We start from the raw sequence: 25,069 nt of genomic DNA, 5'->3' as shown, positions 1-25,069 counted from the left end.
ATTTTTCAGAACCACTCCAACGTCAAAATCCCCTGCTTTAGATCGACTCAGACCTCTCTAAAAATTGGAGGCGACTTTCTCGATCTTCGATAGTTTTTAAAACAGGTTTGAGCTCCAAAATGCTATTTTTTTAAACCTTTTATGAATTTTTTCTGTCAAGGTCGGATAGTAGTTGTACAGCGTTTTTTGGGTAAAATCATCCGCTTGATTGTCGCGAACCATAAAAGATGGATGTTTTAAGGGAAAGTCTAATGATTCTCGGGTCATATTGTTATAAGGGCTGACCGTATCATCCGTATTGGTCGAATCCGTATCAAAACCAATATTGGAGATCAGATTCACATTCGAGAGAATACTCAACCCGTTTTGTAACCAACAAGAAAGCATCCAACGACTCGCCCAACTATCGACTTCTCCGGAATAGGTCACTTCAAAGATTTTATGCCAGACCCGAACGGCGCGATCGTCAATTAAAATATCTTTTAACAACTGCTCAGCTTTGACCCTTTCCCACACGGCGCGATCGAATTGGAAATGTTGCCAAGCTCGCCTCCAAGTTGCCCACCCCCAACAATGTTGGTAACGAGAAAAATAATAGCTATTTTCCGTACGGCGTCTGCCAAATTGAACGTTTTGTCCCGAAATCGAACAAATCCGCTCGTCGTCTTCATACCGCTCTAATAATTCCTCACAAAAACGGAAAAAACTCGGATCCGGAATGCAATCATCTTCTAAAATAATGGCGCGATCGACCTGTTTGAACGTCCAGCTTAACCCACTTGAAACTCGCTTTGCGCATCCTAAATTGACATCCGAATAATTTTTGAAAACTTCACAATCCCAATCTACCCGATCCACAATAGCTCGGGTTATTTCGCATTGTTCGGCTTCGTTCGCGCGATCGTAACGCGCTCCATCTGCGACTACAAATAACTTTTCAGGTTTCGCCGAGCGAATCACATCAAAAACCTTTTCCGTCGCCTCGGGCCGTTTAAAAATAAGAAAAACAATCGGTGTTTTCATTTCCTTTTATCCGCAGCCATGTTACTATAAAAATGCTGGCGCTTTTGAACCATCGTTCCAGCAATAAAACCTAATTCCTTTAACGGCACACTTAAAGGCAAGTAAAGATATCGAAAAGAAGCAAAACGAGGGTCTTCTTCTTGATATAAGATATCTTGAGCAAAATTTCCCCATCGGTCGGTTGGCATTAAATCGATCGTCATTCCAGCATGAGCTGAGGGAAGCAACATATTCGAGCCATGAATTCCGATGACTAAGCGACTTTCAGCATAGATTTCGCAAATTTTACGCTCTGTTTTTTCGTCAAACTTAGTGACTCGTTTGTCATCTATCCAATCCGGAAACTTGGTCGATGTTCCCAAGCCAGTTACCGAAAACTTAGCCTTGGGGATTTTCTTTTTAATCTCGCTAAAAACTTTAACAATTCGTCGATTTTGAAGAGCAAATCCCCACTTTACCAGACCCAGTTTTTTTAAGAGTTTAAAACTGAATTGCTTCAGAAGTAATCGATCTTCTCGCCAAATAAAAGTGATCCTAAAGTCCGGAGACTCAAAATTATGTTTGGCTACTTTAGTAAAGCGAGAAATGTCAAAATAACCAGGATGAGAATACGCCTTACTAACATAAATTTCTTCAAAACGCTGACATTCCTCCCTCACGAAGCGATCGAAAACAGGAAAATATAATTTACTTCTCTTTAACGGTAAATTGACCGTCCAAATTTCAGCTACTCCATCGGGAACCATCCATCGTAATAATTGGGGTACGATCGCAATTAATCCCAACTCTGGATGCACTTCCAAATGCCTTTGAGCATTGAGCAACTTTAACAAACTATGGCCGTACAAACAATCAATACAGTTTAAAATAATAACTTTATTCAATTCTTTAAAAACTTCCTTCTTGATTTCTATTGCTTCTTGAGCAGGATTTTGTAACGAATCGAATAAAGGTTCCCCTAGCTCTTTTCTTCCTAAATCTCCGCCGAACAGGATTCCTTTTTCTAGATCGACTTGAAAAGAATAGGGGTCTGCATGACCCACGGGTAAATCCCCAACGATTGCTGTATTACACTCACTGCATGTCGCTTCATAACAAACATGAATTCCTTGCCAAAGTACCCCGTTAGAACTCAGGTAATTTTGGCAGTGAGGACAAGTGGCTTTTATTTCAATATTGGGCTTAATTTTCAACATGATTACTCAACCTACAAGCAAAATCAATCTCAACGACTATGATGACTTATTTTTACTCTTTCTATACTCTTTTATCAGGCGAAAAATTGAATTAGGAATAATTAAAGATTTTCCAATAATGGGTAAGAGTTTGCGTAATTCAGGAAAAACTATATTGATACCAACTACTGCGACAAAATAAGTGATTAGGGTTGCGACCGTTGCCCCCATTGCTTCGTATTGCGGAATTAACCAAGAATTTAAAGCAATATTGAGAAAAGCACCAGCAAAACTAATAATCAAAGAAAGTTTGAATAAGTTTTTGACATTAATATATAAGCTTCTAGCTACCCCGAAATTACTACCAAACTGCGACCAGACATATACGGATAAAATAATCGCCGACTCCGAATAAGCTTCTCCGTAAACTTTGGACACAATCCAAGGTGAAAAACTAGAAATAAATACAGCAATAAAAAACCATAAAATTGCCATAATATCGTAAATATTCTGCATGGTATGTAGTAAGGATTGTTCTCCCTCCTTGTATTTATTAACGACGGTTGGCAACACCGATTGAGAAATGACCACTGGGAGAAAATTAAAAATCTCTGAAAGCTTGACAGCAACTGAATAAATACCCAAAGATTTAACGGTAGACATTTGACCGAGCATAACTTGGTCTATGGTCGCATAAATATAGGTGCTTATGCCAGAAATAATTAATGGCCAACTATCTTGTAGTAAAAGGTGAGCCATTTTGAAATTGGGCTGCCAACGAAAAATATTACCGCCCCTCCGTCCATAAACCACAACTAAGCCAATAGCAGTAAAGCCAATTTCACCGGATTTAATAGCAGCAAACGCAATCAGTGGTGCGCTAGTTTGTATGAGGATAATTTTTATAACTGTCGCTAGAACGTAAGTGAAGTTTTTTGCTAAAACTGTATATTTTGATTGAGTTTGAGAGCGGAACCAGAAATCAATGGTCTCAAAAGATTGAAAAATCGTTCCTACTGCAATAATTCCTACAAGCCATCGGGTTAATATCTCGTCAGGCTTGAGTAAATATATTGCGACAAAAGTTAGGAATAAAATTAGAAATCCACCCAGTAATTTTAGGACAAATGTAGTTCCTAGGATTTCTTCTTTCTTTTCAGGTTCTGATGCGAGTTCTCTAACTGAAATAGCATCTAATCCCCATCCGGCGATCGGACCGAATAAGGCTACAAAGGAAATAGCATAATTGAGCATTCCATACTGTTCTGGACCGAGGTAACGAGCTACCCAAATGCCAACGACAAGACCCAGACCCATCTGGAGTATTTTATCAGCAAACAACCAAGCTGTGTTGCTAATAAGATTGCTTAAAGTAACGGTTATTTTTGGTTTTTCCACAATTCAGTTCTTGAAAATAACAATCTATTATAGCAAGACTAATACTCAGAAATGCTAATTTATCAAATCTTTAAAATCTTGGTTTGCTCCAGGCTGTGAATTGTTCTTAGCGATCTAGTTTACTCCCTTTGGCTTGATTATTATTACACCTCTTAGAGTCCCAAAGTGGATGGTAAAGCTTTGCTAAAATTGCTAGAGATAATTGTGATTATTCTTAGCAAAATTTGCTCTACATCTTCGGTATCGTGAATAATGGAAACTTTTAATCCTGTAACTTCCTCCATCAATATAGCCATCCTATCTAATTTGTGAAATCAATCGCGAGTATGTCCGATGAGCCTGATGGTATCAATTTATCGATCTAAGCTATGATTACCGTCGATAGAATTGAATCACTAAAGACTCGATCTAATTGAAAATTGGGTTCACACTCCCTTGAAGTTACGATTGAGGATAGCTATAGAATCTTCAATAGCTATGGCTTCACTTATATCTCTTTACAATGAATCCATTCGATTCGCTTCTAATGTAGGCTGCGTAACTAGCCTCTTTGGCGGTTTTTGCGATTTAATTAAGTAGGACATTTCCATTGATAAACGTAGAGTTGTTGTCGCATATAAAACCCAAGTCATACTTACTTCAATTAATCCCCCTTCGGAAAGGTTTGTGATGACCACATAAGTCAAAAAAATCAAGGGTAATGCAGCTTCTGAACCTTTTTTTTGACTGAGATAAACAACAGCATATATTAGATTAGTAATGAAGGAAATTGCAAATGCTAACCCCCCAAAAAATCCCAAATCGACAATGGTATCTACAAACCCATTGTGAGCATGAGGGGGTCTCCATTCTGAGGGCATAACAATAACATTGAAGGCGGGATTGTCTAAGCCTCGCCAAGGCTGCCAGAAACCATGATATCCAAATCCAAACCACGGATGTTTGGGAATATGTTCTGTAAATAACATATTCCATACCGGGACTCGTCCGGTAAAGGTCATATCTTTACCCAGACCGTCAACAACAATTGTTTCTAAATTCTCGGTCACGAGGATCGTACCAATAATCGCTAAAATTAGAAAGACAACAATTCCCGTGAATGTCCACTGAAAGGGCAAAGGTTTAATTGAATTTACAAACAGAAGGAGGCAAGTTAGTAAAATAAGTTGAACTTTAGCCCCTGCCGTTCCTGCCATTTGTAAAACGTAAAGGGAAATGAAAATAATGGTGAATGCTTTTTTTCTATCTTTAGGGTTACGAGCAGCATAAACCCCCCACAAGAAAATGTTGAGTGCCATTAAGGAACCGAGGGGATTGGGGTGAGCTAAAATGCCTTGCCACGAATTCTTAGTTGCATTAATCCCGATCGATTTCCTAAATAAGCTGTAGTAAATACTAGGGATGGCAATCCATGTATTATTTAAGCGAATCAGTTCTGCGAATTGCTGAATATCATATTGTTTTGCTATATATATTAAAACAATTGTCGTACCCAATAATATACCTGCATTTTTAAATGTGTAGTCTGGCGTTGCCGACCAAAATCCCGACAAAACAATGAGGAGTACTAAAGCACAAAAACCGGGATTAAAAATAACAATTGAATAAAATGCAGCAATAATTTTTTGTAAAGTAAAGCGCAATCGAGGGAGTAAAACAAAAACTGTAGACAAGTATAAAACAATTTGAGCGGCCAAAGAAGGTAAAGTCTTTTCGCGCTCGATCAAGGCTAGAGGAGTGAATTTATTGAATGGGGTAATCGTGACCCCACAAATCATGAATATCAATAAGATTAAAGCATTTTTTTCAATTAGATAGCCAAGGGATTTTCGTCGATTCACCAACTGAAAAACAAAGAGCAGAAAAATAATTCCAAATAAAGGAATTAAAGGGAGAATTGCGGGGTGGGCAATTAGCTCTTTCATGAAAATATAAAAAGTAGTTCGATGGGAGGCTAGGAAAAGCTAAGTCCAGTCAAGGACTTCATTCAACGAGGGACTTTATTCAATGAGGGATCGTGATGTTTGCTTGAGTGCGATCGCCATTCCCATCGCGTGAAAAGCTAAGGTTAGCTCGGAACGATCGCACTCTCAAGGGTGACGGATAGGTCGGCAAATCTATTTTGGCATACTCGAACTTATCCCATAAACGCTCTGTGGGTTGAGACCCTCCCTAAAAAATAGGGAGAAAACGATCGACTGAAAGGAAATGTTTCGATCTCCATCAATCGTGAGCGAATCCCCTCAAGAGTAGCAAGATCTCGATCGAGTTGCATCGTGCAGACTATGACAGGGGCGATCCGTTCCCCGTTGACTAATCGATCTCGCCGATCGCACACCCAGTCCAACCCATTAGCGACCTTAAGAAAGGGGTGAGGATGGCAAACTTCTCAACGGGTTGAAAGGGGACTTTCTTTTGAGGGCAAGCTCTGAGGAGGATTTACTTTTGAGGAAGAATTTAATTCCCAGATTGTCTTCAAGCTGACAAGCTTATGTTAACCGATCTCCAAGGACGCAGATCGCTGGTTAAGATCTTAAATATCCATTAATATCATAATTCCCGATCGCTGCGGATAAAATCAAGTATGAACAAGCGTAAGCAAAAAATCACGAGAAGATCGGTGGGCTACCGAGCCATGCTTCACTACTCGATCTTCTTGGGTTTGGCCACTGCGATCTCCACTGGTTCGAGCCTCCCCGTTCGGGCACAGCTTCCAACCGTAGAAGAAGCAGAAAGCTTCCCAATTTCCAATCCTCAATTCAATGCCGACCCGGCAGACCTCAGCGACACCCCCTATCGCCTGGGAGGAGGCGATCGCATCCGGATCGATATCTTCGATCTGCCCGAATTAAGCGCCGAATATCAAATCCCGATTGACGGCAGAATTTCCTTACCCTTGATTGGCACCCTTTCCATTCAAGGGATGACCCTAGACGAAGCCGATCGTACTCTTGAAAGCGCATACGCTCGGGTTCTCAAGCGTCCTCTAGTCACCTTAATTTTACTCTCCCCACGCCCGTTAACAGTTCGGGTGGCCGGAGAAGTGAATCGTCCTGGTTCGTACACCATGCCGCTCACCGGAGGGGTCGGGAATCAACCGGGGGTTCAATATCCCAATATCCTTCAAGCTATTGACATGGCAGAAGGGATCACCCTCGCCGCCGATATCCGACAGGTTCAATTGCGTCGCCTGCAAGGTTCCGGGCAAGAACAAACGATTTCCCTCGATCTGTGGAAAATGCTACAAACGGGAGAAGCCCCCGCCGATTTAACCTTGAGAGATGGGGACATCATTTTTATTCCGACTGCCGAAACCGTGCGCCGTGAGGAATTACGTCAGTTAGCCAGTGCAGGATTTGCACCGGAAGCCAATAAACCTCGTGCGGTAACCGTCATCGGAGAAGTCAAACGACCCGGGTCTTACATCGTCATTGGCGGCAATACCACCAATGCTCAACGCACGGAAGGACTGCCCACCGTAACCCGAGCCATTCAGCTCGCTGGAGGGATCACCCCCGATGCCGACCTAAGACGCATTCAACTGAGGCGCACGACCAAAATCGGCGCCCGACAAGTTCTCAATATTGACTTGTGGGAACTTTTGCAAGCGGGGGATATCCATCAAGATACGATCGTGCAGGATGGCGATACGATCGTTATCCCGACGGCAACTGAAATCAACCCAGCAGAAGCTTCGGATTTAGCGGCGGCGAATTTTGCGCCGGAAGCGATCCAAGTTACAGTCGTGGGCGAAGTCAGCAATCCGGGTGGGTTGACGCTGCCAGGGGATACCCCAATGAATCAAGCCATACTCGCTGCCGGAGGGTTTAATAAAAATCGAGCTAAAACAGATACAGTGGGGTTAATTCGGTTCAATCCCGATGGTACGGTCTCTCGACGAGAAGTCCAGGTAGATTTTACTCAAAGCATCAACGGCGAAACGAATCCCTTGCTACGAGAAAATGACATTATTCTGGTGGGGCGATCGGGTCAAGCGAAGTTTTCGGATACCGTCGGGCTGACCGTCGGCCCGGCAGGTATGTTTAGAGGCATCGCCATTACGATTCTCGATACGATCCAACTGTTAGATGTTTTAGGAATCATAAACCGTTAACCCCTTCAACATTTTTGCCTCGATCGCAGGGATTTGGAAATGTTTGTTATCTTTGGGAAACACCCATCCACTTCACGCCAAGGACGAGCAGCTCGCCCCCTCCGTCGGCTCGTGAGATGGTGGATTACTCGATCTCATCAATTGGCGGCGGCCATCTAACTGGGTCATTACTCGATCGGAACTTTTTTTCGAGAAATCACGATGGATACTGGACAAGATTTCCACACTTTTTCATCTAAGCACAATCCCAAGCTAGCTCAGTCCTCTTTATCTGGGGCTGTCTACGCGACGAATACGCCGGAATCGGACGAACAAAGTCTGGATTTAGCGTGGGTATTTGGGGTGCTACGGCGGCGAGCGCTGGTGATGGTAGGGGTTACTATTGCGCTGACGGTAGCGGCTGGCACCGTAATTGTCTCTTTATCCCGGCAAACGGTTTATGAATTTGAAGGGTCGTTTCGTCTCCTCGTCGAGCCTCTAACGGCTGAAGGGTTGTTGGCGCGGCAATACCTGTTATCTCAAACCCCAGGAGTAGACGTCCAGAGGATCCGAATTGAAGATAATAGCTTGCTCGATTACGAAACTCAGATTCGCGTTCTTCGCAGTCCGAAGCTGATGATTCCAGTGGTCAAACAGCTCAAGTCTCAATATCCAAAATTGGAATATAATTCGCTGCTAAGCAATTTTAGTATTAACCGAGTCAGCTACGAACAGGATGGCAAAAAACAAGGAACGAAGTTATTACAAGTTAACTATCGGGACGAAAATCCTAAAAAAATACAATTTGTTTTAGAACAACTGGCTAAAGCTTATTTGGAGTACAGCCGACAGGAACGAATTGCCACCTTACGCCCGGGATTGGAGTTTATCGACCAGCAATTGCCGATTTTGCGAGGAGAAGTCGATAACTTGCAACAACAAATGGAGCAGTTGCGCCAACAGTACAATGTCCTCAATCCAGAGCGTTCGGGCAATACGCTGCACGAGTATGCGGTGGGACTCGAACGCGAACGGGTGGGAGTGCAAGCTCAATTGGCAGAAACTCGTATGGCCTATGCCAATTTGATCAATCAATTGCGCGATGGGGAGGCGGCAGCGATCTTGGCGAATGAGGGCAAAGCTTACGAAGCCTTAATCGGTCAGCTTCAGCGACAAGATACGGAAATGGCGATCAAGTCGTCGCTGTATCTCGAAGAGAGCGAACCGATGAAGGTGATGCGCGAGAAAAAAGAGAGTTTGATGAATTTGGCGCAGGAAGAGGCGCAGAATGCGATCGAGCGCGTGGCAGGTCGATTGCGGGAACTCGAAGCGCGCGATCGCAGCTTGGCACAAGCTCAGGCTGCCCTCGACGCCAAACTGAGTGAATTGCCCGTGGTGGCTCGCCAATATGCCGATCTCGAACGAGAATTGCAAGTGGCAACGGATAGCCTCAAAGAACTGCTAACGAAAAAACAAGCCCTCGAAATTGATACGGCGCAGCAGGAAATCCCTTGGCAGTTGATCGAACCGCCGAGTTTGCGGCGGGATGCCAATGGCAATTTGATCCCCACGACGTTTAAGCAAACGAAACGGCAACTTCTTCTAGCCGGGATTTTAAGTTTTCTGGTGGGTGTCGGGGCTGGCTTTTTAGTGGAGGTTTTGATTACGGTCTTCCATAGTCCCGAGGAAATTAAAGGCGGAACCAAATTGCCTCTGTTAGCGGTGATTCCATTTGCCAAGGAACTCAAAAAATCTCGCAAGCCCCGCAAAACCCTGGGGAGTGGAGGGGCTTGGAGTAGCGATCGCGGCAGCAATTTACTGCTGGCCCGCGCGACAACGACCCAAACCTATACCAGTTCGCCGTTATTGGAGGCGTTTCGCTCCCTCTATACGAACTTACGCTTGCTCAGTTACGAGAAACCGTTACATTCTTTAGCGATTGGGGCGGCTGAAGCAGGCGATGGGAAGTCCACGGTAGCGGTGAATTTAGCTCAAACCGCCGCCGCGATCGGCCAGCGCGTGCTTTTAGTCGATGCGGACTTGCGCTGTCCCAAAATTCACGAAAAGCTGGGGTTGGCCAATCTGCGAGGCTTGAGCGATACGATCGCTACCGATATCAGTCTCAATGAAGTCATCCAGCAATCCCCCGTCGATGACAACCTCTTCGTCTTGACTGCCGGACCGCTTCCCAACGATCCGATCAAACTCCTATCATCGCGCAAAATGCAATGTCTCATGGAGCAATTTCAAGATTTCTTCGATCTGGTCATCTACGATACCCCTCCCCTGGTAGGCTTGGCCGATGCCAACATTCTCGCGGCTCAAAGTGACGGTATGCTCTTGGTGGTCGCCCTCGCGCAAACTGACCGCAATGCCGTTAAAAAGGCGTTGGAAGGACTCAAAATTTCTGGAGCTACGATTCTCGGAGTGGCGGCGAACGGTATTCGTGGCTATACGCCAAGTACCGTCAACACTTAACAGCTAAGCCAGTCTCACGGGGTTGGGTGCGGGGTGGAACTCCTGGTTTTCACACCCCTCCCCGATGCTCGCTAGAAAATAGGCCAGAAAATATCCAAGCCAAAAACGCGGGTGCCACTTCTGGTTTGTTGAAGTGGCACCCGCGTGTTGTTTGTTGATGCATTGAAGAGCGATTGTCATCAAGATTTGGCCGACCCACTACAGCCAATCATCTCGAAGCTTTGCCCCTAACCCTAAAATCTAACCGGATCTTGACTGGCGATCGCACCATTAAGACACTTCGCTTTCTTTACGACGACGGCTCAAACCCATCAATCCGGCGATAACGCCCAAACCCATTAACGTCGCGGGTTCGGGAACGGAAGCTTGCGGAACCGCTTGCGCAGTCATCAAGAAATCGTTGTAGTCTCTATGTCCGCTATAATTGCCCGAATCTTCCAGAGCAATCAAGACCGGACCGCTAAACGGATCGCCAGATTGCGAATTGTTGGTGGCTAGGTTGCCGTAGATACTGTTGTTCGGATCGTAACCGTCTGCGGTACGGATGTCGTTGTAATTTCCAGCTCGGTAAGTGTCGAGTTCCGACGTACCTTGGAAGAACTTCGCTTGTTGGGTGAAAATACTACCGTCGTTCAAGGAAGTGGTCGAGAACAGTTTCGGGTAATCGGGATGACCGTCGGGGGTGCTTTCGATATAGAGAGCGTATTCTTTTCCGGCTTCAAATAAGAAGCTTGTCTCACATAGCGCGGAAGAAATGACGCCGCCACAGGTTCCTAAGTTGTCAGTGGCATAAGCATCGACGCCACTATCAAAACGACTTTGCTCGGAAAACAGATTCGTATAATTCTCAGTTCCGACTTCCCAGACGCCGATGGTCGATTTGTAGTAACCGTGAGATTCGTTAAAGGTAAATTTGACAGAAGTATCCGCGTCAAACAAAATCCCGTCCGTACCGAACAAGTTGGTAGCTTGCGCTGGTAGGACAGAAACCACACTGGCTAGCGTGCTGGCTGCCACTGTAGTTAATAACAGTTTTTCTAGTTTCATGGTGTTCCTCGGTGTATGCGACTTGATGAAATTGGAGCTTGAAGGTTGTGGTGTTGAGTGAGGCTACCTGAAAAGTCAGACTCGATCGGGGGCGAATTCTACACGACCCAACGAGTCGATTTTGAACGATCCTGCTTTTATTAACTCACTCGAATTAGTAAAAGTGGACGATCGAGATCACACTTTAACGACTCTTTAAAAAACCACCCCGCATTAATAAAGTTTCGTCAATTGATTTTGCACCCTCTTGAGGAATCGAAAACGGCTGGGGACTTCGAGGGTTGAGTCGTTCTGCAGACTGTGGCGGCTCCCTCTAGAACACCCACTCGCTTAAGTAATTGGGGATCGCTCCGCGCGCTGGCAACGATAAAATCCCTTATCCTTATCATACCTCAAGGGCGACCAACAACGGGGAAGTCCTGGAAATTTGCCCGGGCTTTAAGCCAAGAGAATCGGGAATCGCGATCGCCGAAACCCCGCGATCGCTTGCTTTGCTATCCACAAAAATGGAAAAAGAATTGAGATAATAGCCATTGAAAAACTTATGGTTTCTATGCTGTTTATCTCTGATTCAAGAAAATTTCATCAAAATCTTGAAATTCCCCTTTTACTTTTCTTTCTTTTTCCTACTCCGGAAGAATTTTGTCTCCTGCTTTTTCGCGACGGGCTGGCGCCTCCGCCATCAGTTGGTCGAACTGTTCGAGAATCTCGCCGGGATAATTTTCGAGGAGCTTCGTAGACAGAGAAATCCGACCTTTGTACTCGTCAATATCGATCGCGATCGCCGAAATTCCCTGACCGATGTGGAACAGCTCGTCTAAAGCCCGAACGTACTTGTTACTGACCTGATTGATGTGCAACAAAGCCGTCACGCCATCCAAATCCACAAAAACCCCGAACGGCTTAATCCCGACCACTTCACCTTCCACGAGCTGCCCGACCTGTAACGCCTCCATGCGGCTCGCTTGTGCGACCAACCGTTGCGAGAGAACCAGTTTCTCGCGATCGCGATCGAGTTCCAAGAAACTCACACTCAACTTTTGACCGACTAACCCCTGCAAATCCCCGCGCTGGAGCAGGTGCGATCGCGGAATAAAACCGCGCAACCCTCCAATATCCACCGTCACGCCCCCTTTATTCACCCCATTGACCCGCACCTCTACCGACTGATTGAGACGCTGCTTTTCGCTCAACTCGTCCCACACCTTCAGCAATTCCAGTTGTCGCAGGGAAACCTTCACCTGACCTTCCGCATTCGGCTGACTGACAATGGCGAACTCCCGTTCCTCTCCCTTGGGCAAAAATTCGGACAGATTCTCTACCGGAGTCAGTGCGGCTTCAGATTTGGGCAAAAACGCCGGAGACTTGCCGCCAATATCAACATATGCCCCATTTGACTCGTACTCGAACACCTTGCCCCTCACAATCTGCCCCGGTCGAAAATCGTAGCTTTCTTGTTCGAGGGCTTTGGCAAAATCATCCGCAGAAAATGACATGTTTTCCTTTTGCAACTGAATAAAAAAACCAACAATGGGTGAAGGTCGAACTCTATTTTAAACCAACGGAATCGACCCAGAACGCGGCGGGGCGATCGCGCGTTCGCCCCGAACCCCATGACTTTTGTCCCTCACACCCCGATAAAATCACTGGCCCCTAACTGACCCGGACTCACCCCGACCAACGTCGCCAGAATTTCCCCCGTATTGGCAATCCGCAACAAAGAATTCCCTCCCGACGCCTGGATCGCGATCGCCTCAAACGTCAACGGCGAACTCAACCCGATCCGATCCTCGCCCACCGTAAAATCGAGAATCGTATCCCCGTCGGAGACCGCCGCGCCCCCGTCACCCGGCGCAAAAATAAACGTATCCGTTCCCGACCCCCCCGCAATCACGTCGGCGCCGCGACTTCCCGTAATCCGGTCTGCCCCGGAACCGCCCTCGATGCGGTTCGCCGCATTATTCCCCAAAATTTCATCATTGACCGCCGACCCAATTAAATTCTCGATCGTCGTTCCGTAAGCGACCCGCGTCGCATAACTACTCGCCGCATAAGTCGCCCCACTCGGATCGTTAATCGCCTGATAGGTCGCCGCATTGAGCGCCGTTTGATTCGTACTCTGACCCCCCTCATTCAGATCGAAGAAATAACTGTCACTCGGGGGCAATTCCGAAAAATCAAACGTATCGACGCCACCCGCATCCCAAATCGTCTGCTTGACCCCGATAAAACTCGCCCCGTCAAAACGATAAACATCGTCGCCCAAATTAGCATCGTTAAACCCGTAAAGAAACTGCAACGCCCTCACGTCATAAGTCATCGGCGTACTCGCCCCGACCCCGGCAATATTAAAACTCATCGCCGTATTCGTGCTGTTGTCTTCGTTAAAAGGCAACCCCGACCCTCCCGCCGGGAAGGTGGGGCGTTCGGCGAACGCAAACCCGGTGTAGTCGTTCGGTTGGCGCAACCCGAGGGCGTGACCGATTTCGTGAACCAGACGCTGGTAGCCGAAATTGCCCGCCCCTTGAGAAAACGAGCGATTCGGATCGGTTTCAAAATTCCGACTCAGGACGATATCGCCCCCCGTTCCCAATCCCGGCGCGTAGCTGTAAGCGTAATTGGGATTATCTGCAAATAAAATGCGAATTTGTCCCGTATTCGGGGGGCGATCGGCGACTTCAATTAAATCGAACGGCAGCACCTGATTATATTCATTCATAATCTGCCGCACGTTATTTTTAATCGCTTCGTTGACCTCGCCCACCCCACTTTCAGTCCCTTCGTACTGAACTGCACTCGCTTGAGTCACGAAACTATAGGTTAAGATCCCACCGATCGGCGTCGGCCATTTCTGATAGTCCCCATTTAATAAATTCTCAGTCGAATTGGGGGGCGTTTCGTCGTCAGCTTGTTGCGCTTCTTCTTCCGTTTGCGTAGTTTGAGGAATAATCAAAGAATTAATCGCTCTCGGGTCGAAAAATAACGACGATCGCCGCTCCTGTTCTAACCCGACGAGGATAAAATTATCGATTAAATCCTCATTGTCCAACCCCCGCTCGCGCAAGTCCGGGTTACTGGCTACATAAAATTGTGGATCGAAGAATAAAGACGGGCGTCTACCTTCGGGCAAACCGTTAATTTCGTAATGAAATAACGCCCCTTTCGGCGTCGCCAATCCCGCAGCTTCGAGGTCGGGATTGGTACGGATGTAGAAAATTGGGTCGAAAATCAGCGAAGCCCGTCTCGGTTCGTTAATGCCCCGCGTGACGAAATGTTGTAGGGCTTGCTCGGTATTGGTGCCGAAGGCTTCGGCGAGGTCGGGATTGTTGTTGAGATAAAAGAGGGGATCGAAGAAGGGAGAATAATCGATTTCTTCGGTAATATCTTCCGGATTCAATCCGGTTTCTTCTTCTAAATCGGTGGTAACGCCTAATTCGCTTTCGAGGAATAATTTATATAAGTTTTCGTTGAGCGAGGGCGATCGCGTCACGATCGTTTGAGGGTCGGCAAATAATTCTAAGGCCGGATTTTCCGGGATCGGTTCCGGGGTGAGCTGTTCGATAATATCGGCGCCGTTTTCGGTGAGTAAGAGATTTTGACGGTAGAAGTCGATATCGAAAACCGGGGAAAATTTACGACCTTCCCCCAAACCGATATTAATGAAGTGATCGAAGAGGGCGCGATCGCTCAATCCGGCTAAATCCGGGTTGTTGGTGCGATAAAATTGGGCGTCGTAAACGGGAATAAACGAGCGTCCTTCGGCGATCGCCCGTTCGCGGAAATGAACTTCTAACTGTTCTGGAGTGAGCCCGAGTAAATCGGGATTAGCCAGTCGATAAAAATCCGCATCAAAAAAATCCGTTTCCGGGGGAGGACCAATTTGATTGACGTCGTCGCTGAGAACGCCTTCAGGCATGATTGCATCTCCTAAATCAATTACGCTGTGAACGGGGCTGACCGGGGTCAACCCCACTCAAGGATTCCCGATCGCGATCGCGGATCCTTGAAGAATTGGGATCGTACTGACGGCGCTCGATCCCGGTCAATTTCCCCTGCACGAACCGTCACCGAGATCGGTTAGGGAGTTTGCAGTCGGTCTCGAAAGAGCTCGAAAATTCGAGTCCACGCATCGGCGGCGGCTTCCTGATTGTAGCTAGGGCGAGCGTCGCAGAGAAAACCGTGGGTTGCTCCCTCGTAACGGAAGATGCGATGACGAATTCGCTGCTTTTGGAGTTCCGTTTCCAGGAGATCGACTTGCTCGTTGGGAATGAGCGGATCTTCGGTGCCGAAAAAGAGGTCGATCGCCCCGGAAATTTGGGGGGTACGGGTCACGGTGGGTTCGCCGCCACCGGGACAGGTGGTGACGATTCCGGCGCCGTAACAGGAGGCGGTCGCTTGAATTTCCGGGAGGGTGGCGGCGAGGTAGGCGACGTGACCGCCAAAACAGAAGCCGATACAGCCGAATGCCTCGGTACGGGTGGAGGGGAGGGTTTTGAGATAGGCGATCGCCGCCCGGGTGTCGCTGAGGAGTTCGTCGGCGGTGGTTTGCTCTTTGTATTTCCGACCGAGGGCGAGATCGGCGTCGCTGTAGCCGACTTCAAAATCCGGGGCGGTACGCTGGTAAATTGCCGGAGCGATCGCGATATAGCCCTGTTTGGCGATCCGTTCGGTGACTTCGCGAATGTGGGCGTTGACGCCGAACACTTCTTGAAAGACGATGACGCAGGGAAACGGCCCGGTTCCCACGGGTTGGGCGAGATAAGCGGCGATTTGCAAGTCGCCGTTGGGGATTTTCACCGGAGCAGTTTCGATAGCTAAATCTGGCATGGTTCCGATTTCGATTCCGTCGTACTTTCGTTTTTACTGTACGCTATGGTTCCCCGGAAAGTTAACCTGGGGAGGTGGTTCGCTGTGGGTTAACGCAGGGGCGCAAAGAATAAATCCAGATAGGTCGTGACGATCGCCTCTCCCCAAATCGCCGCAATCACCGCACCGAGGGCGAGAAACGGACCGAAGGGCATCGGTTTGTGACGGGATAACGCGCCCAGGGCGATCGCCGCCCCCCCACCGAAGGCGCCGATCGCGCAGGCGAGGAAACAAGCGACCAGTAAGGATTTCCAACCCAACCACGCCCCCATCATCGCCGCCAGTTTCGCATCTCCGGCGCCCATTGCCGTTTTGCCGAAGGCGATCGAACCGACGAAGGCGATCGCCTCTAACAGCCACATCCCCAACACGGCCCCGAAAATACCAAAACTCAAGCGTTGCGCGATCGCCTCCCCTCCGGAACCCGCGATCGTCCCTAGGATTCCCTGAAATGCCAATCCTAAGATCAATCCCGATTGGGTCAGGGGATTGGGTAAGGTCATCGTGTCAAAATCGATTAACGATAACGCCAACAACCAACTGAAAAAGACCCAATAGCCGACCATTTGCACCGGATTCGCACTCGCCACCACCACGACCCCGACAAATAACAGGCCCGTCGCCGCTTCCACCAAGGGATAGCGTTTGGCGATCGCCGTCCCACAGTACGCACAACGTCCCTTCAACCTCAACCAACCGAAAACAGGGATATTATCCACAGGCGCCAGGCGGTGCAGGCAGTGCGGACAGCGCGACGGGGGCCACAGCAGGGACAATTCGGCGGGTAATCGATAGACGACGACATTAATAAAACTGCCAATTGAAGCTCCTAATGCAAATGCGAGCAAGAAAACCGGAGTCAGCAGCAGCAAATCCATGGCGATCGAGGACGGGGGACGCCCAATACCATAGCAAAAACTTACCCCCTTTCCGATCGCGACTTCCACAGCAATCGTCAGTGGCTTGACGCCGGGGGCGAGCTGAAACAAAACCGATGAATGGCTAGTGAATTTTCGATCGATTTTTGATAAATTCTCGTTTGCCGAATCGGCGATCGTGGTTTTTAAAATCAGGAGGTACGAGATCGATCCTAAATCCCTGGGTTCACCAAAAAATATTGAAATTTTAAATATTAATACTGCCTTGAAAAAGACGATATAAAAATCTTACGATACCGAACTTTGACTTTCCGCACAATGACAGCGTTTTAAATAAATCCGGGCGACATTATCTTGATGATTGACATTTAAGCAGTTTTGAAATAAGTGCGCGGCTTCGAGATAAGACCCCAAATTATATAACAATAAAGCTTGTTCAAAAATGGTTTTAGTTTCCAGTTTTCCTTGTTTTATATCCGGAGCATCGGCATCAAACACCTCGTAGACGGTGACTAATTGAGATTTACCTTTGACCCGGACGCGATCGATCAAACGGACGTGGTATTCCGAGGGATTGTCGAGGGCGACAAACGTTTGATTGGAAATGAGCAAAGCGACGCCGTAATCTTTGGTGAGACTTTCGATGCGGGCGGCTAAATTAACCGCATCTCCGATGACTGTTCCGTCCATGCGGTTGGAACCGCCGACGGTGCCGAGCATCAGGGATCCGGTGTTGATACCGATGCCAATTTGGATTTTGGGGCGTCCCGGTCGGCCTCGGGTTAAGTTATATTCTTGAAGGCGTTGAAGCATGGAAATCGCGGCTCTCACCGACTCGTCCGCACTGCCGCTAAATAGGGCCATAATCGCATCGCCGATATATTTATCGATAAAGCCGTTATTTTCGGCGATCGCGGGTTCCATGCGCGAGAGAAAGGCATTAATAAATTTAAAATTATCCTCGGGATTCATACTTTCCGAGAGTGTGGTAAAATTACGAATGTCAGTAAATAAAATCGACATTTCCTTTTGAACCGCTTCCCCTAATTTGACATCGGTAATGCTTTCGTAACCGAGGAAATACAGAAACTGGTGGGGGACGAAGCGACCGTAAGCGTCGGTTAATTCGAGTTCGGCATCTAAGGCTTTTTCTAAGTTTTGGTTGAGGTCGAAGAGTTCTTTAGTGAACTGTTCGCGTTCGGCTTCGGCCTGTCGCCGTTCGGTGATATCTTGAAAGGTGACTAAGGCGTAGGCGACTTGATTATCTTCGTCAAAAATCGGCATTCCCATCGCCGAAATCGGCGTGACGCGATCGTCGGTACGAATTTCGATATCCTCGGCAGCAATGGACTCGCCGTAGAGCGCTCGCACGATCGGTAATTCGTTCCAGGGATACAATGTGTCAGTTCCGGCACGATAGTAATTATAAAACTCGGAGAGTTGTTCGATCGTGACATGGCCGATCGCCCCTTTGCCGAGGAGAGCTTGGGCAGTTTGATTGGCATAATAGGGCTTGCCGTCGCGATCGAGGACGGCGACGGCAATCGGCATAGCTTCGAGAAATTTGGCGAGTCGGCGATCGCTCTGACGCTGCAGGGTACGGCTGTGATAGCCCGCGATCGCGATCGCCGACCCACTCAAGGCGAGGACGGGAGGAACGGTAGGAATCCACCAGGAATGGAGAAAGGCAAAATAACTGCTACCGACGGCGATCGCGCAACCGACGAGGATCCCCCCGCCGAGGACGACGCCGCGAAAAAATAAATTATTTTTAAAACAATTGCTTTGTAAAAACCCCCAACCGCCACTCGCCCCGACAAAAGACCACGCCAAGGTCCACAACCATTCTGCCGGGTCGTTCCATACTTGCAAAAACGGGCGTCCGTCTAAAGCCCCGGCAAGAATTTGACTGGCTAAATTGGCGTGAATCACCACCCCGGGCATCCGCTTGGGAACCCCCCACAAACTGTTCGTGTAGGGGGTAAAAAAGAGGTCGTTTAAACTTTGTCCGGTGGCGCCGATCAAGACGAGGCGATCGCGCAGGATCTCCGGGTCGGCGCGTTTTTCGAGAATGTCGGTCATCGAAACCGTGGTGAAGTTGGTTTGCGGACCGCGATAGTTGAGTAAAATCTGATAGCCTCCGGCATCGGCGCGCACGTAACTGCCGTCATTTTCTGCAAAGGGGACGAACAGCGCTTTTCCCAATTTCAAATGCATCTTTTCGGGATCGGCCAACTCCAGAGCGATCCCTTCCGCTTCTAAATACATCAAACTCACCCGCGTCGCCAAACCCAATTTCGTTTCGCCGTCGTCCGGCTTGACCGAAAGCAGACCCCGCCGGACTTTGCCATCGGCATCTAAGACCAGATCGGCGAGTCCCACTTGGCCTTGTTCGGCTAAAATAGCGGGCGGTCCGACACGATCGCCCGCGACTTTCTCGACCCCAATTAAATTAGGCATCGCTTCGAGTACCTCCACGAGGCGATCGTGTCCGGGAGGGACGGGCAAATCGCGGTACAAGTCCATCCCGATCGCCCGAGGTCGATAACTGTTTAAATTTTCGAGCAACTGCGCCAAGACCGCATCCGGAATCGGCCACTGTCCGGCATAAGTGATATCGGCTTCGTCGATCGTGACGACGACAATGCGAGGGTCGGGGGCTTCGAGGGGACGCCAGCGAAAAAAACTGTCGAGAGCCATCCATTCGAGAAGTTGGAACAATCCGGCAGTGTGAACGCCAATCACTAAGGCGGCAACACTGGGGGCGCTAATTAAAATACCGCGCCATTGCCAACTTCGCGGTTTGAGCTTCGGCCACATTGACAGGCATCCCGAAAGGACAGGAGAAACTGGGTTGATACAAAAATTGTAACGAACCGACCGAACGGATACGACTCAACCCAGTTTCTGATTACCCTTTTCACCAAAGGTATTGCCTATCCAGGATTTAGCCAAATCCGCAATTCATGTCACGCTTCAGTCAGAGATTTGAAGCGTGACATGAATTGCAGCAGTAACTTAGGGTAGAGTGTTTATGGTGAATCTAATTTACCTTAATCCTCAAAGTCGTCACGATCGAACTATACCCAAATGAGCAGCAGAAGCAATCGCTGTAGCAATCCTTCGGCCATTGCAGATGGCTGTGGAACTATGGTCTGAACTTGATGAATCAAACCTACAAAGAGACTGGGAAGGGACTATCTAGTTACGACATCAAGAAACAGATTCCCAGCCTCAAGCAAGAGTATGAGTGGTTAAAGCTGACCTACTCGCAGTGTCTTCAACAGGTTTGTACTAACCTGGGAACCGCTTTTAACAACTTCTTTGAGAAACGGGCCAGGTATCCGCGATTCAAGTCCAAGCACGATAAACAATCCATCCAGTATCCCCAAAATGTCAAGGTGCTGGAGACCGCCTTGAAGCTACCGAAGATTGGGGAAGTTAAAGCGGTTGTTCATCGACCAATAGAAGGCAAACTCAAAACTGTTACGGTCACTAAAAATCGCTGCGACCAATATTTTGCCTCTATTCTCTTTGAAGATGGAAAACCCAATCCAGATTCATCCACCGAGGGAAAAGCCGTCGGCGTAGACCTTGGATAGTCGGTTGGGAAATGTTTTTGACCATGCTCAAGTACAAAGCCGAACAGGAAGGGAAAGTCTATGTTGAGGTCGATAGATTCTTCCCCTCTTCTAAAACCTGCAACGTTTGCTTGAATCAAATCGATAGTCTGCCACTAGATGTCAGAAATTGGACTTGTTCTAGCTGTGGGACGAGTCACGATCGCGATCTCAATGCAGCTATCAACCTCGCCAGAAGAGGGACTACGACTCTTGACCTGCGGGACGCGGGGCCAAGCCTACTGTCCAGGTGTAAGACCGAAGCGTAGAGGACGCAAGAAATCTACGATTGGGCAATCTGTTGGGTAGGAAGCCGCTATTGTAATCTCCGATTCAATAGCGGTAGTTCACTTGTTGGAGACGCAAAAAGCTTCGATCGCCTGGAAACGAGTTCGTTTCCTCGAAGGTGCCGATGAGGACGGGCGATCGAAGTTGAAATCGAAAACATAAGCGACGCCGATCTAATTTAAAATCGGCTTGGCGGCGATCGCTTGTAAACCGACAGAAGAAAGGAATTCTTGCCAGATATTATTGGGATTTTCGAGTTCGGAAGTCGAGGCGATCGCGCTCGATTCTCCATTCCTTTCGAGGGTGGCTAAGCTCGAAAGCGCTTCAAACCAAATCCCATTTTCACCATATAAAGCCGCTCGTTCCGCCAGGGATGCGTCTTCAATTTGACGGGCTAGAGTTGCATCGAGTTCGACCCGGCGCACCGTGCCTTGAACCCCCGGGCTGTCCGGTCGCAAACCGCGATCGCCAATCAAAATTACGGTCCATTGATAAGTCTTATCGACGGCTAAAGCTGGAGCATTTTCGGGGAGAGTAATCCCGATAATTCCTTCTTGACGGTCGAGGGGAAGCTTCGCTTGGTAGTGATGATTGCGATTTTCGTCAACTAAGCTAAAAAATACCTCTTTCGCATCGGTTTCGGGGACGTAGAGGTAGAACGTCGGACGTTCGGAAACCGTCAAACCGTAGTTATTTTCCGGCATCAACGGAGTGACGCAGCCCGTGGCGCTGATATCTTCGCGGGCGCATCCAGCATCGCGGGAGGCCCCTCCGGCGGTATCTGTCGGCATCCCTTGTTTGGGCGGCTCGAAGGTGATGCCCGCTCTCATGGCCGCTTCCAGACTCGCCCTCGGATCGACCGGATCGGATCCGGCGATCGCGCGCGGGGTCAGCAGTGGTAACCCCAGCGCTTGTACGGCGAGGGTCAGGCAAGAGATTTTCAGAAATATCGATCTTGTTTGACGGTTCATTCTTGTTTCCCTTTTCAACACTAAATTTTCGTAAATGCCCCGGGTTGGCGTTTATTTCCTATTGTAATTCTTCTGCTCTGAAGTTAAATGAAATTTGGATTAACTTTCAATCGAGCAATGTAAAAATTACAACCAATTCCCCACGAGAACAAACGGCGCCCAATAAAAAGGATGCCGATATTTTTCCTCTTTTAATAGAGAAAGTTGGGCTTGTCGTAACGCCTCCGCTTTACCAATAGGGACGGTGCGATCGCCGAGACGGTCGTAAAAGTTAGCCATCAATTCTGCCGTCGATTCATCTTTAACCGACCACAACGTCGCCAAGGTACTGCCCGCGCCCGATCGCACCGCCACCCCCGCCAGACCGAGGGCGGCGCGTTTGTCCCCGGCGGCAGTTTGACAGGCGCTGAGGATTAACAGTTCCACCGGGTTGAGTACTTCGCTACGATTCGAGTGCAATAACGCTTCAAATTCGCGGACTTGAATTTTGCCATCCCAGGTCAAAATAAAGGTTTCCTCGGGATTGGAACTAAATTGTCCGTGGGTGGCTAAATGAACGATTGGAAAGCTAGAAGATTGGATGCGATCTTGCAAATTTTTGGCGGTAAAGTCGCGATCGAGATAAATTTTGGTCGGCAGTTCCGAGGCGATTTCTTCAACTTCTCGTTTGACTGCAGGCAGGGCCGCAAATCCTTGACGGGCTTCGGTCAGTCCCCCAGTTAACGCTTTGAGATCTACCGCCGAAATTGCGCGCGGGGCGAACAGTTGAAACCCGGGAGTGACGGCGATCGCGTATGTTTCAACTAAATACTGCTCGCCGTCGTAAAGTACCGACATCGGTAAATTCCGAAAGGCGCCGTCGAGAACGAAGACCAGGGTTTTGATGTTGGCGGCGTCGAGTCGATCGCGGGCCGGACGAATCAACCAGTCGTAGACTTGTTGGGAGAGGCGCAGGCGATCGCGATCGTCGAAAAAGGGATTGAGGGTTTCGAGTAATTCGTCGAGGGTGGTTTCGACCTGTTCCCCGGTCAAGGGGGTGGCGTAGTGGGCGAGGGGTTCGCCGGGAATCGAGAGAATGACTTCGAGGCGATCGCGTAAGATAATCGGATAAATGGCCGCAGCCGTCGGGTCGATGCGATCGATCTCCACCGATTCCGTATCCAGACAAGCCTCGCGGAAGAAGTTGTCGAGTTCTGCCAGTTGCAATGCTTCGATCGTGTCGCGGGCTTGTTTGAGGTCGTCTTGAGATGGATTCGACGCCAGCAGCAAACCGACGAGTTCGCGATAGACGGGTTCGACGCTTTCTTGAAACGAAAACTGGACGTCCGGATCGATCCCGACCAAGTCGGCGCGCAGGGATTGCAGGGTTGCCACGGCTTCACGGTAGGCGGCGATCGCCTCTGGGAGGTCGTTGTCGGTTTTGAAAATTTCCCCGAGTTGGGTTTGCCACCGGGCCGAGAGATCGGCGGCGTTGACTTGGGCGGCGAGGGCCAGGGCTCTTGTGGTCAACTCCCGGGCGCGATCGACTTGTCCCCCTTGGAAATAGAGTTTACCAAATTGTCCGAGGGCGAAGGATTCCGCGCGCACGTCGCCGAGATCGCGAGCCTCGCGCACCCCTTGGGCGAGCAAACGGGCGAGGGGTTCGTAATCGGCGCGATCGAGCAGGGGTTGGGCTGAGGGGGCGTTTTGTTGGCCTTGTAAGAGGGTTTCCGAGAGGTTGACCTTGGCGTAAATCGACGGACGACTCGGGGGCAACGCGGCGAGGCGATCGCCCAATGGCGGCCACAGATCGCGGGCTTGTGCCCAGTCGGCGGTCTCTACGGCTAAGGCGAGTAAGCTAAGTTGGGCCGAGGCGATCGCGATCGGGTCCGTCGCCACCCTCGCCGCTTCTCGATAGAGGGAGGCGGCGGCGTCCGGACGGTCGAGGGCGCGCTCGCTATGGGCGAGACTGGTGAGAATGTCGCTCAGGCGGGATGATTCCCCCGTGCGGCGAGCGACGGCGAGGCTTTCTTGCAAGACCTCCCGCGCTCGCGCGTCTTCGTTAACCGCTTGTAAAACGAGTCCCAAACTCTGCAATCCGGCGACTTTAACCGCCGAATCCGGGCGATTTTGTAACTGCTGGGCGGTGGTTTCGAGTAATTCGCGCGATCGGCGGTACATACCCAAGGTTTGCAAGGCTTGAGCGCGATCGATGCGACTGCCGAGTTCGCCGATCTCGTCGCCGACCGCCGCATACGCCGCTTCGGCCCGTTCCCAACTGTCTAGAGCGTTTTCCGGTTGACCGAGGGCGAGTTGCAGACTGCCTCGGGCGTTGAAGGCGCGGGCGAGTAAGGCGTCGCGAGACCCGTCGAGGTCCGTGTCGAGTAAGTCGAAGGCGCGGGCGATCGCGGTTTCGGCGTCGGACCAGCGACCTAAATCTTGGTAGACTTGGCCGAGATAAATCCAGAGTAGAGGCGGTTCGCGAACTGCCCCTACGGTTTCCCCGGGGGTCTGGGAGCGACGGGCGAACTCCTTCGCGGCGGCTTCCCACGCCGTCGCCGCTTCGAGAAACTGTCCCGCCTCGTAAGCCCGTTGACCGCGATCGAGCAGGGATTGGGCGTCGTTACGGGCTTGGGCGATCGCGAAGCGCCTCTGTTGGAGGATCGCCGCCGGAACCGCCGCAAGCGGTCGGGTCGTACTGGGGAGGGCGATCGTGACGATCGCAAAGCTTAAAAGCGCCAAACACAAAGCTCGATAGACTTTTGTGCGCCGCGTGCGCCATCTTTCCATCGGTTTATTTATCCTTACAGTGGGTGACGACGGATGGGGGAGCACAAGGATCGCCCCGACCGGAATCGATCGCTCATTCGATTTGACCTCGGGGGTTGACGGACCCATGGCTGGCTTCCATTGGGTTCACCCCCGTTCCCGACGCCGATCCTCAGTCCGATTCCCGGCGCGATCGTTCCGGAATCACCGGGCGAAAATCTCGCCACACTAGTACTGGATCGTTCCATCGTCGAGTCGGGTTTTCCGGCAAACCGCCCCGTCCGGTAACCGTGAAGACATTGGCTTCATCCGCCGCACGTCCCGTGGCCATGCGATCGCTCGGATCGCTCACGTCGTTCACCTCGGAGAGCAGTTCGACCAAAGTGGACGTGGGATTCACTTTCGGGGCGGTACTTCAACTGGCTAGTGTAGATGGTAAGCTTTTAGACATTGAAACTGCATCAGCCAAACCAGTGATGTTCCT

General features: G+C 49.3%; 17 protein-coding genes. 4 read left to right on the top strand and 13 right to left on the bottom strand.

Going from position 1 to position 25,069, the window contains the following annotated elements; genetic code table 11:
• Window positions 1-96: 96 nt before the first annotated feature.
• The 4 genes from HCG48_RS14005 to HCG48_RS13990 all read right to left on the bottom strand — a co-directional run bounded on the left by HCG48_RS14005 (window position 97) and on the right by HCG48_RS13990 (window position 5,521).
• A complete protein-coding gene (locus HCG48_RS14005; RefSeq protein ID WP_168569712.1) occupies window positions 97-1,023 on the bottom strand; it encodes a glycosyltransferase family 2 protein in 927 nt (308 codons plus the stop codon).
• Window positions 1,020-2,219, bottom strand: coding sequence for a hypothetical protein (locus HCG48_RS14000; RefSeq protein WP_168569711.1), 1,200 nt, complete (start codon window positions 2,217-2,219; stop codon window positions 1,020-1,022). The genes HCG48_RS14005 and HCG48_RS14000 overlap by 4 nt, the downstream gene beginning before the upstream one ends.
• A 36-nt stretch (window positions 2,220-2,255) precedes the next feature.
• Complete coding sequence (locus HCG48_RS13995; protein WP_168569710.1) at window positions 2,256-3,596, bottom strand: flippase; 1,341 nt, start codon at window positions 3,594-3,596, stop codon at window positions 2,256-2,258.
• Window positions 3,597-4,093: 497 nt separating this feature from the next.
• Complete coding sequence (locus tag HCG48_RS13990; RefSeq protein ID WP_168569709.1) at window positions 4,094-5,521, bottom strand: O-antigen ligase family protein; 1,428 nt, start codon at window positions 5,519-5,521, stop codon at window positions 4,094-4,096.
• A 659-nt stretch (window positions 5,522-6,180) separates the two neighbouring features.
• On the opposite strand from HCG48_RS13990, the gene HCG48_RS13985 reads away from it, so the two are divergent.
• On the top strand, window positions 6,181-7,710 hold the full coding sequence (locus HCG48_RS13985; protein WP_246259555.1) for an SLBB domain-containing protein: 1,530 nt from the start codon (window positions 6,181-6,183) through the stop codon (window positions 7,708-7,710).
• A 201-nt stretch (window positions 7,711-7,911) separates the two neighbouring features.
• Complete coding sequence (locus HCG48_RS13980) at window positions 7,912-10,167, top strand: GumC family protein (protein WP_168569708.1); 2,256 nt, start codon at window positions 7,912-7,914, stop codon at window positions 10,165-10,167.
• A 270-nt stretch (window positions 10,168-10,437) separates the two neighbouring features.
• Here the strand turns inward: HCG48_RS13980 and HCG48_RS13975 are convergent, their stop codons facing one another.
• The 6 genes from HCG48_RS13975 to HCG48_RS13950 all read right to left on the bottom strand — a co-directional run bounded on the left by HCG48_RS13975 (window position 10,438) and on the right by HCG48_RS13950 (window position 19,778).
• Window positions 10,438-11,214 carry a PEP-CTERM sorting domain-containing protein gene (locus HCG48_RS13975; RefSeq protein ID WP_168569707.1) on the bottom strand — a complete coding sequence of 259 codons (777 nt, stop codon included), beginning with the start codon at window positions 11,212-11,214 and terminating at the stop codon, window positions 10,438-10,440.
• A gap of 626 nt (window positions 11,215-11,840) precedes the next feature.
• A complete protein-coding gene (locus HCG48_RS13970) occupies window positions 11,841-12,710 on the bottom strand; it encodes a S1 RNA-binding domain-containing protein (RefSeq protein ID WP_168569706.1) in 870 nt (289 codons plus the stop codon).
• 131 nt (window positions 12,711-12,841) lie between these two features.
• Window positions 12,842-15,130, bottom strand: a complete 2,289-nt coding sequence (locus tag HCG48_RS13965) for a M10 family metallopeptidase C-terminal domain-containing protein (protein WP_168569705.1) — start codon at window positions 15,128-15,130, stop codon at window positions 12,842-12,844.
• 161 nt (window positions 15,131-15,291) lie between these two features.
• Complete coding sequence (locus HCG48_RS13960) at window positions 15,292-16,041, bottom strand: dienelactone hydrolase family protein (RefSeq protein ID WP_168569704.1); 750 nt, start codon at window positions 16,039-16,041, stop codon at window positions 15,292-15,294.
• A gap of 89 nt (window positions 16,042-16,130) precedes the next feature.
• Window positions 16,131-16,958 carry a prepilin peptidase gene (locus tag HCG48_RS13955; RefSeq protein ID WP_168571882.1) on the bottom strand — a complete coding sequence of 276 codons (828 nt, stop codon included), beginning with the start codon at window positions 16,956-16,958 and terminating at the stop codon, window positions 16,131-16,133.
• A gap of 288 nt (window positions 16,959-17,246) precedes the next feature.
• Window positions 17,247-19,778 carry a CHASE2 domain-containing protein gene (locus HCG48_RS13950; RefSeq protein ID WP_168569703.1) on the bottom strand — a complete coding sequence of 844 codons (2,532 nt, stop codon included), beginning with the start codon at window positions 19,776-19,778 and terminating at the stop codon, window positions 17,247-17,249.
• Window positions 19,779-20,122: 344 nt separating this feature from the next.
• Between HCG48_RS13950 and HCG48_RS26865 the strand changes: the two genes are divergently transcribed.
• A complete protein-coding gene (locus HCG48_RS26865; protein ID WP_375339313.1) occupies window positions 20,123-20,560 on the top strand; it encodes an RNA-guided endonuclease InsQ/TnpB family protein in 438 nt (145 codons plus the stop codon).
• 11 nt (window positions 20,561-20,571) lie between these two features.
• Window positions 20,572-20,847 carry a zinc ribbon domain-containing protein gene (locus HCG48_RS26860; protein WP_375339312.1) on the top strand — a complete coding sequence of 92 codons (276 nt, stop codon included), beginning with the start codon at window positions 20,572-20,574 and terminating at the stop codon, window positions 20,845-20,847.
• A 192-nt stretch (window positions 20,848-21,039) separates the two neighbouring features.
• Here the strand turns inward: HCG48_RS26860 and HCG48_RS13940 are convergent, their stop codons facing one another.
• The 3 genes from HCG48_RS13940 to HCG48_RS13930 all read right to left on the bottom strand — a co-directional run bounded on the left by HCG48_RS13940 (window position 21,040) and on the right by HCG48_RS13930 (window position 24,985).
• Complete coding sequence (locus tag HCG48_RS13940; protein WP_168569702.1) at window positions 21,040-21,837, bottom strand: DUF928 domain-containing protein; 798 nt, start codon at window positions 21,835-21,837, stop codon at window positions 21,040-21,042.
• Between the two features lie 126 nt (window positions 21,838-21,963).
• A complete protein-coding gene (locus HCG48_RS13935) occupies window positions 21,964-24,606 on the bottom strand; it encodes a CHAT domain-containing protein (RefSeq protein WP_168569701.1) in 2,643 nt (880 codons plus the stop codon).
• Between the two features lie 151 nt (window positions 24,607-24,757).
• A complete protein-coding gene (locus tag HCG48_RS13930) occupies window positions 24,758-24,985 on the bottom strand; it encodes a hypothetical protein (RefSeq protein ID WP_168569700.1) in 228 nt (75 codons plus the stop codon).
• Window positions 24,986-25,069: the final 84 nt, after the last annotated feature.

The sequence above is a fragment of the Oxynema aestuarii AP17 genome (genome assembly GCF_012295525.1).
In the GTDB taxonomy this organism is placed as follows: Bacteria; Cyanobacteriota; Cyanobacteriia; order Cyanobacteriales; family Laspinemataceae; genus Oxynema; species Oxynema aestuarii.
This window is presented reverse-complemented; position numbering and strand designations above follow the sequence as displayed.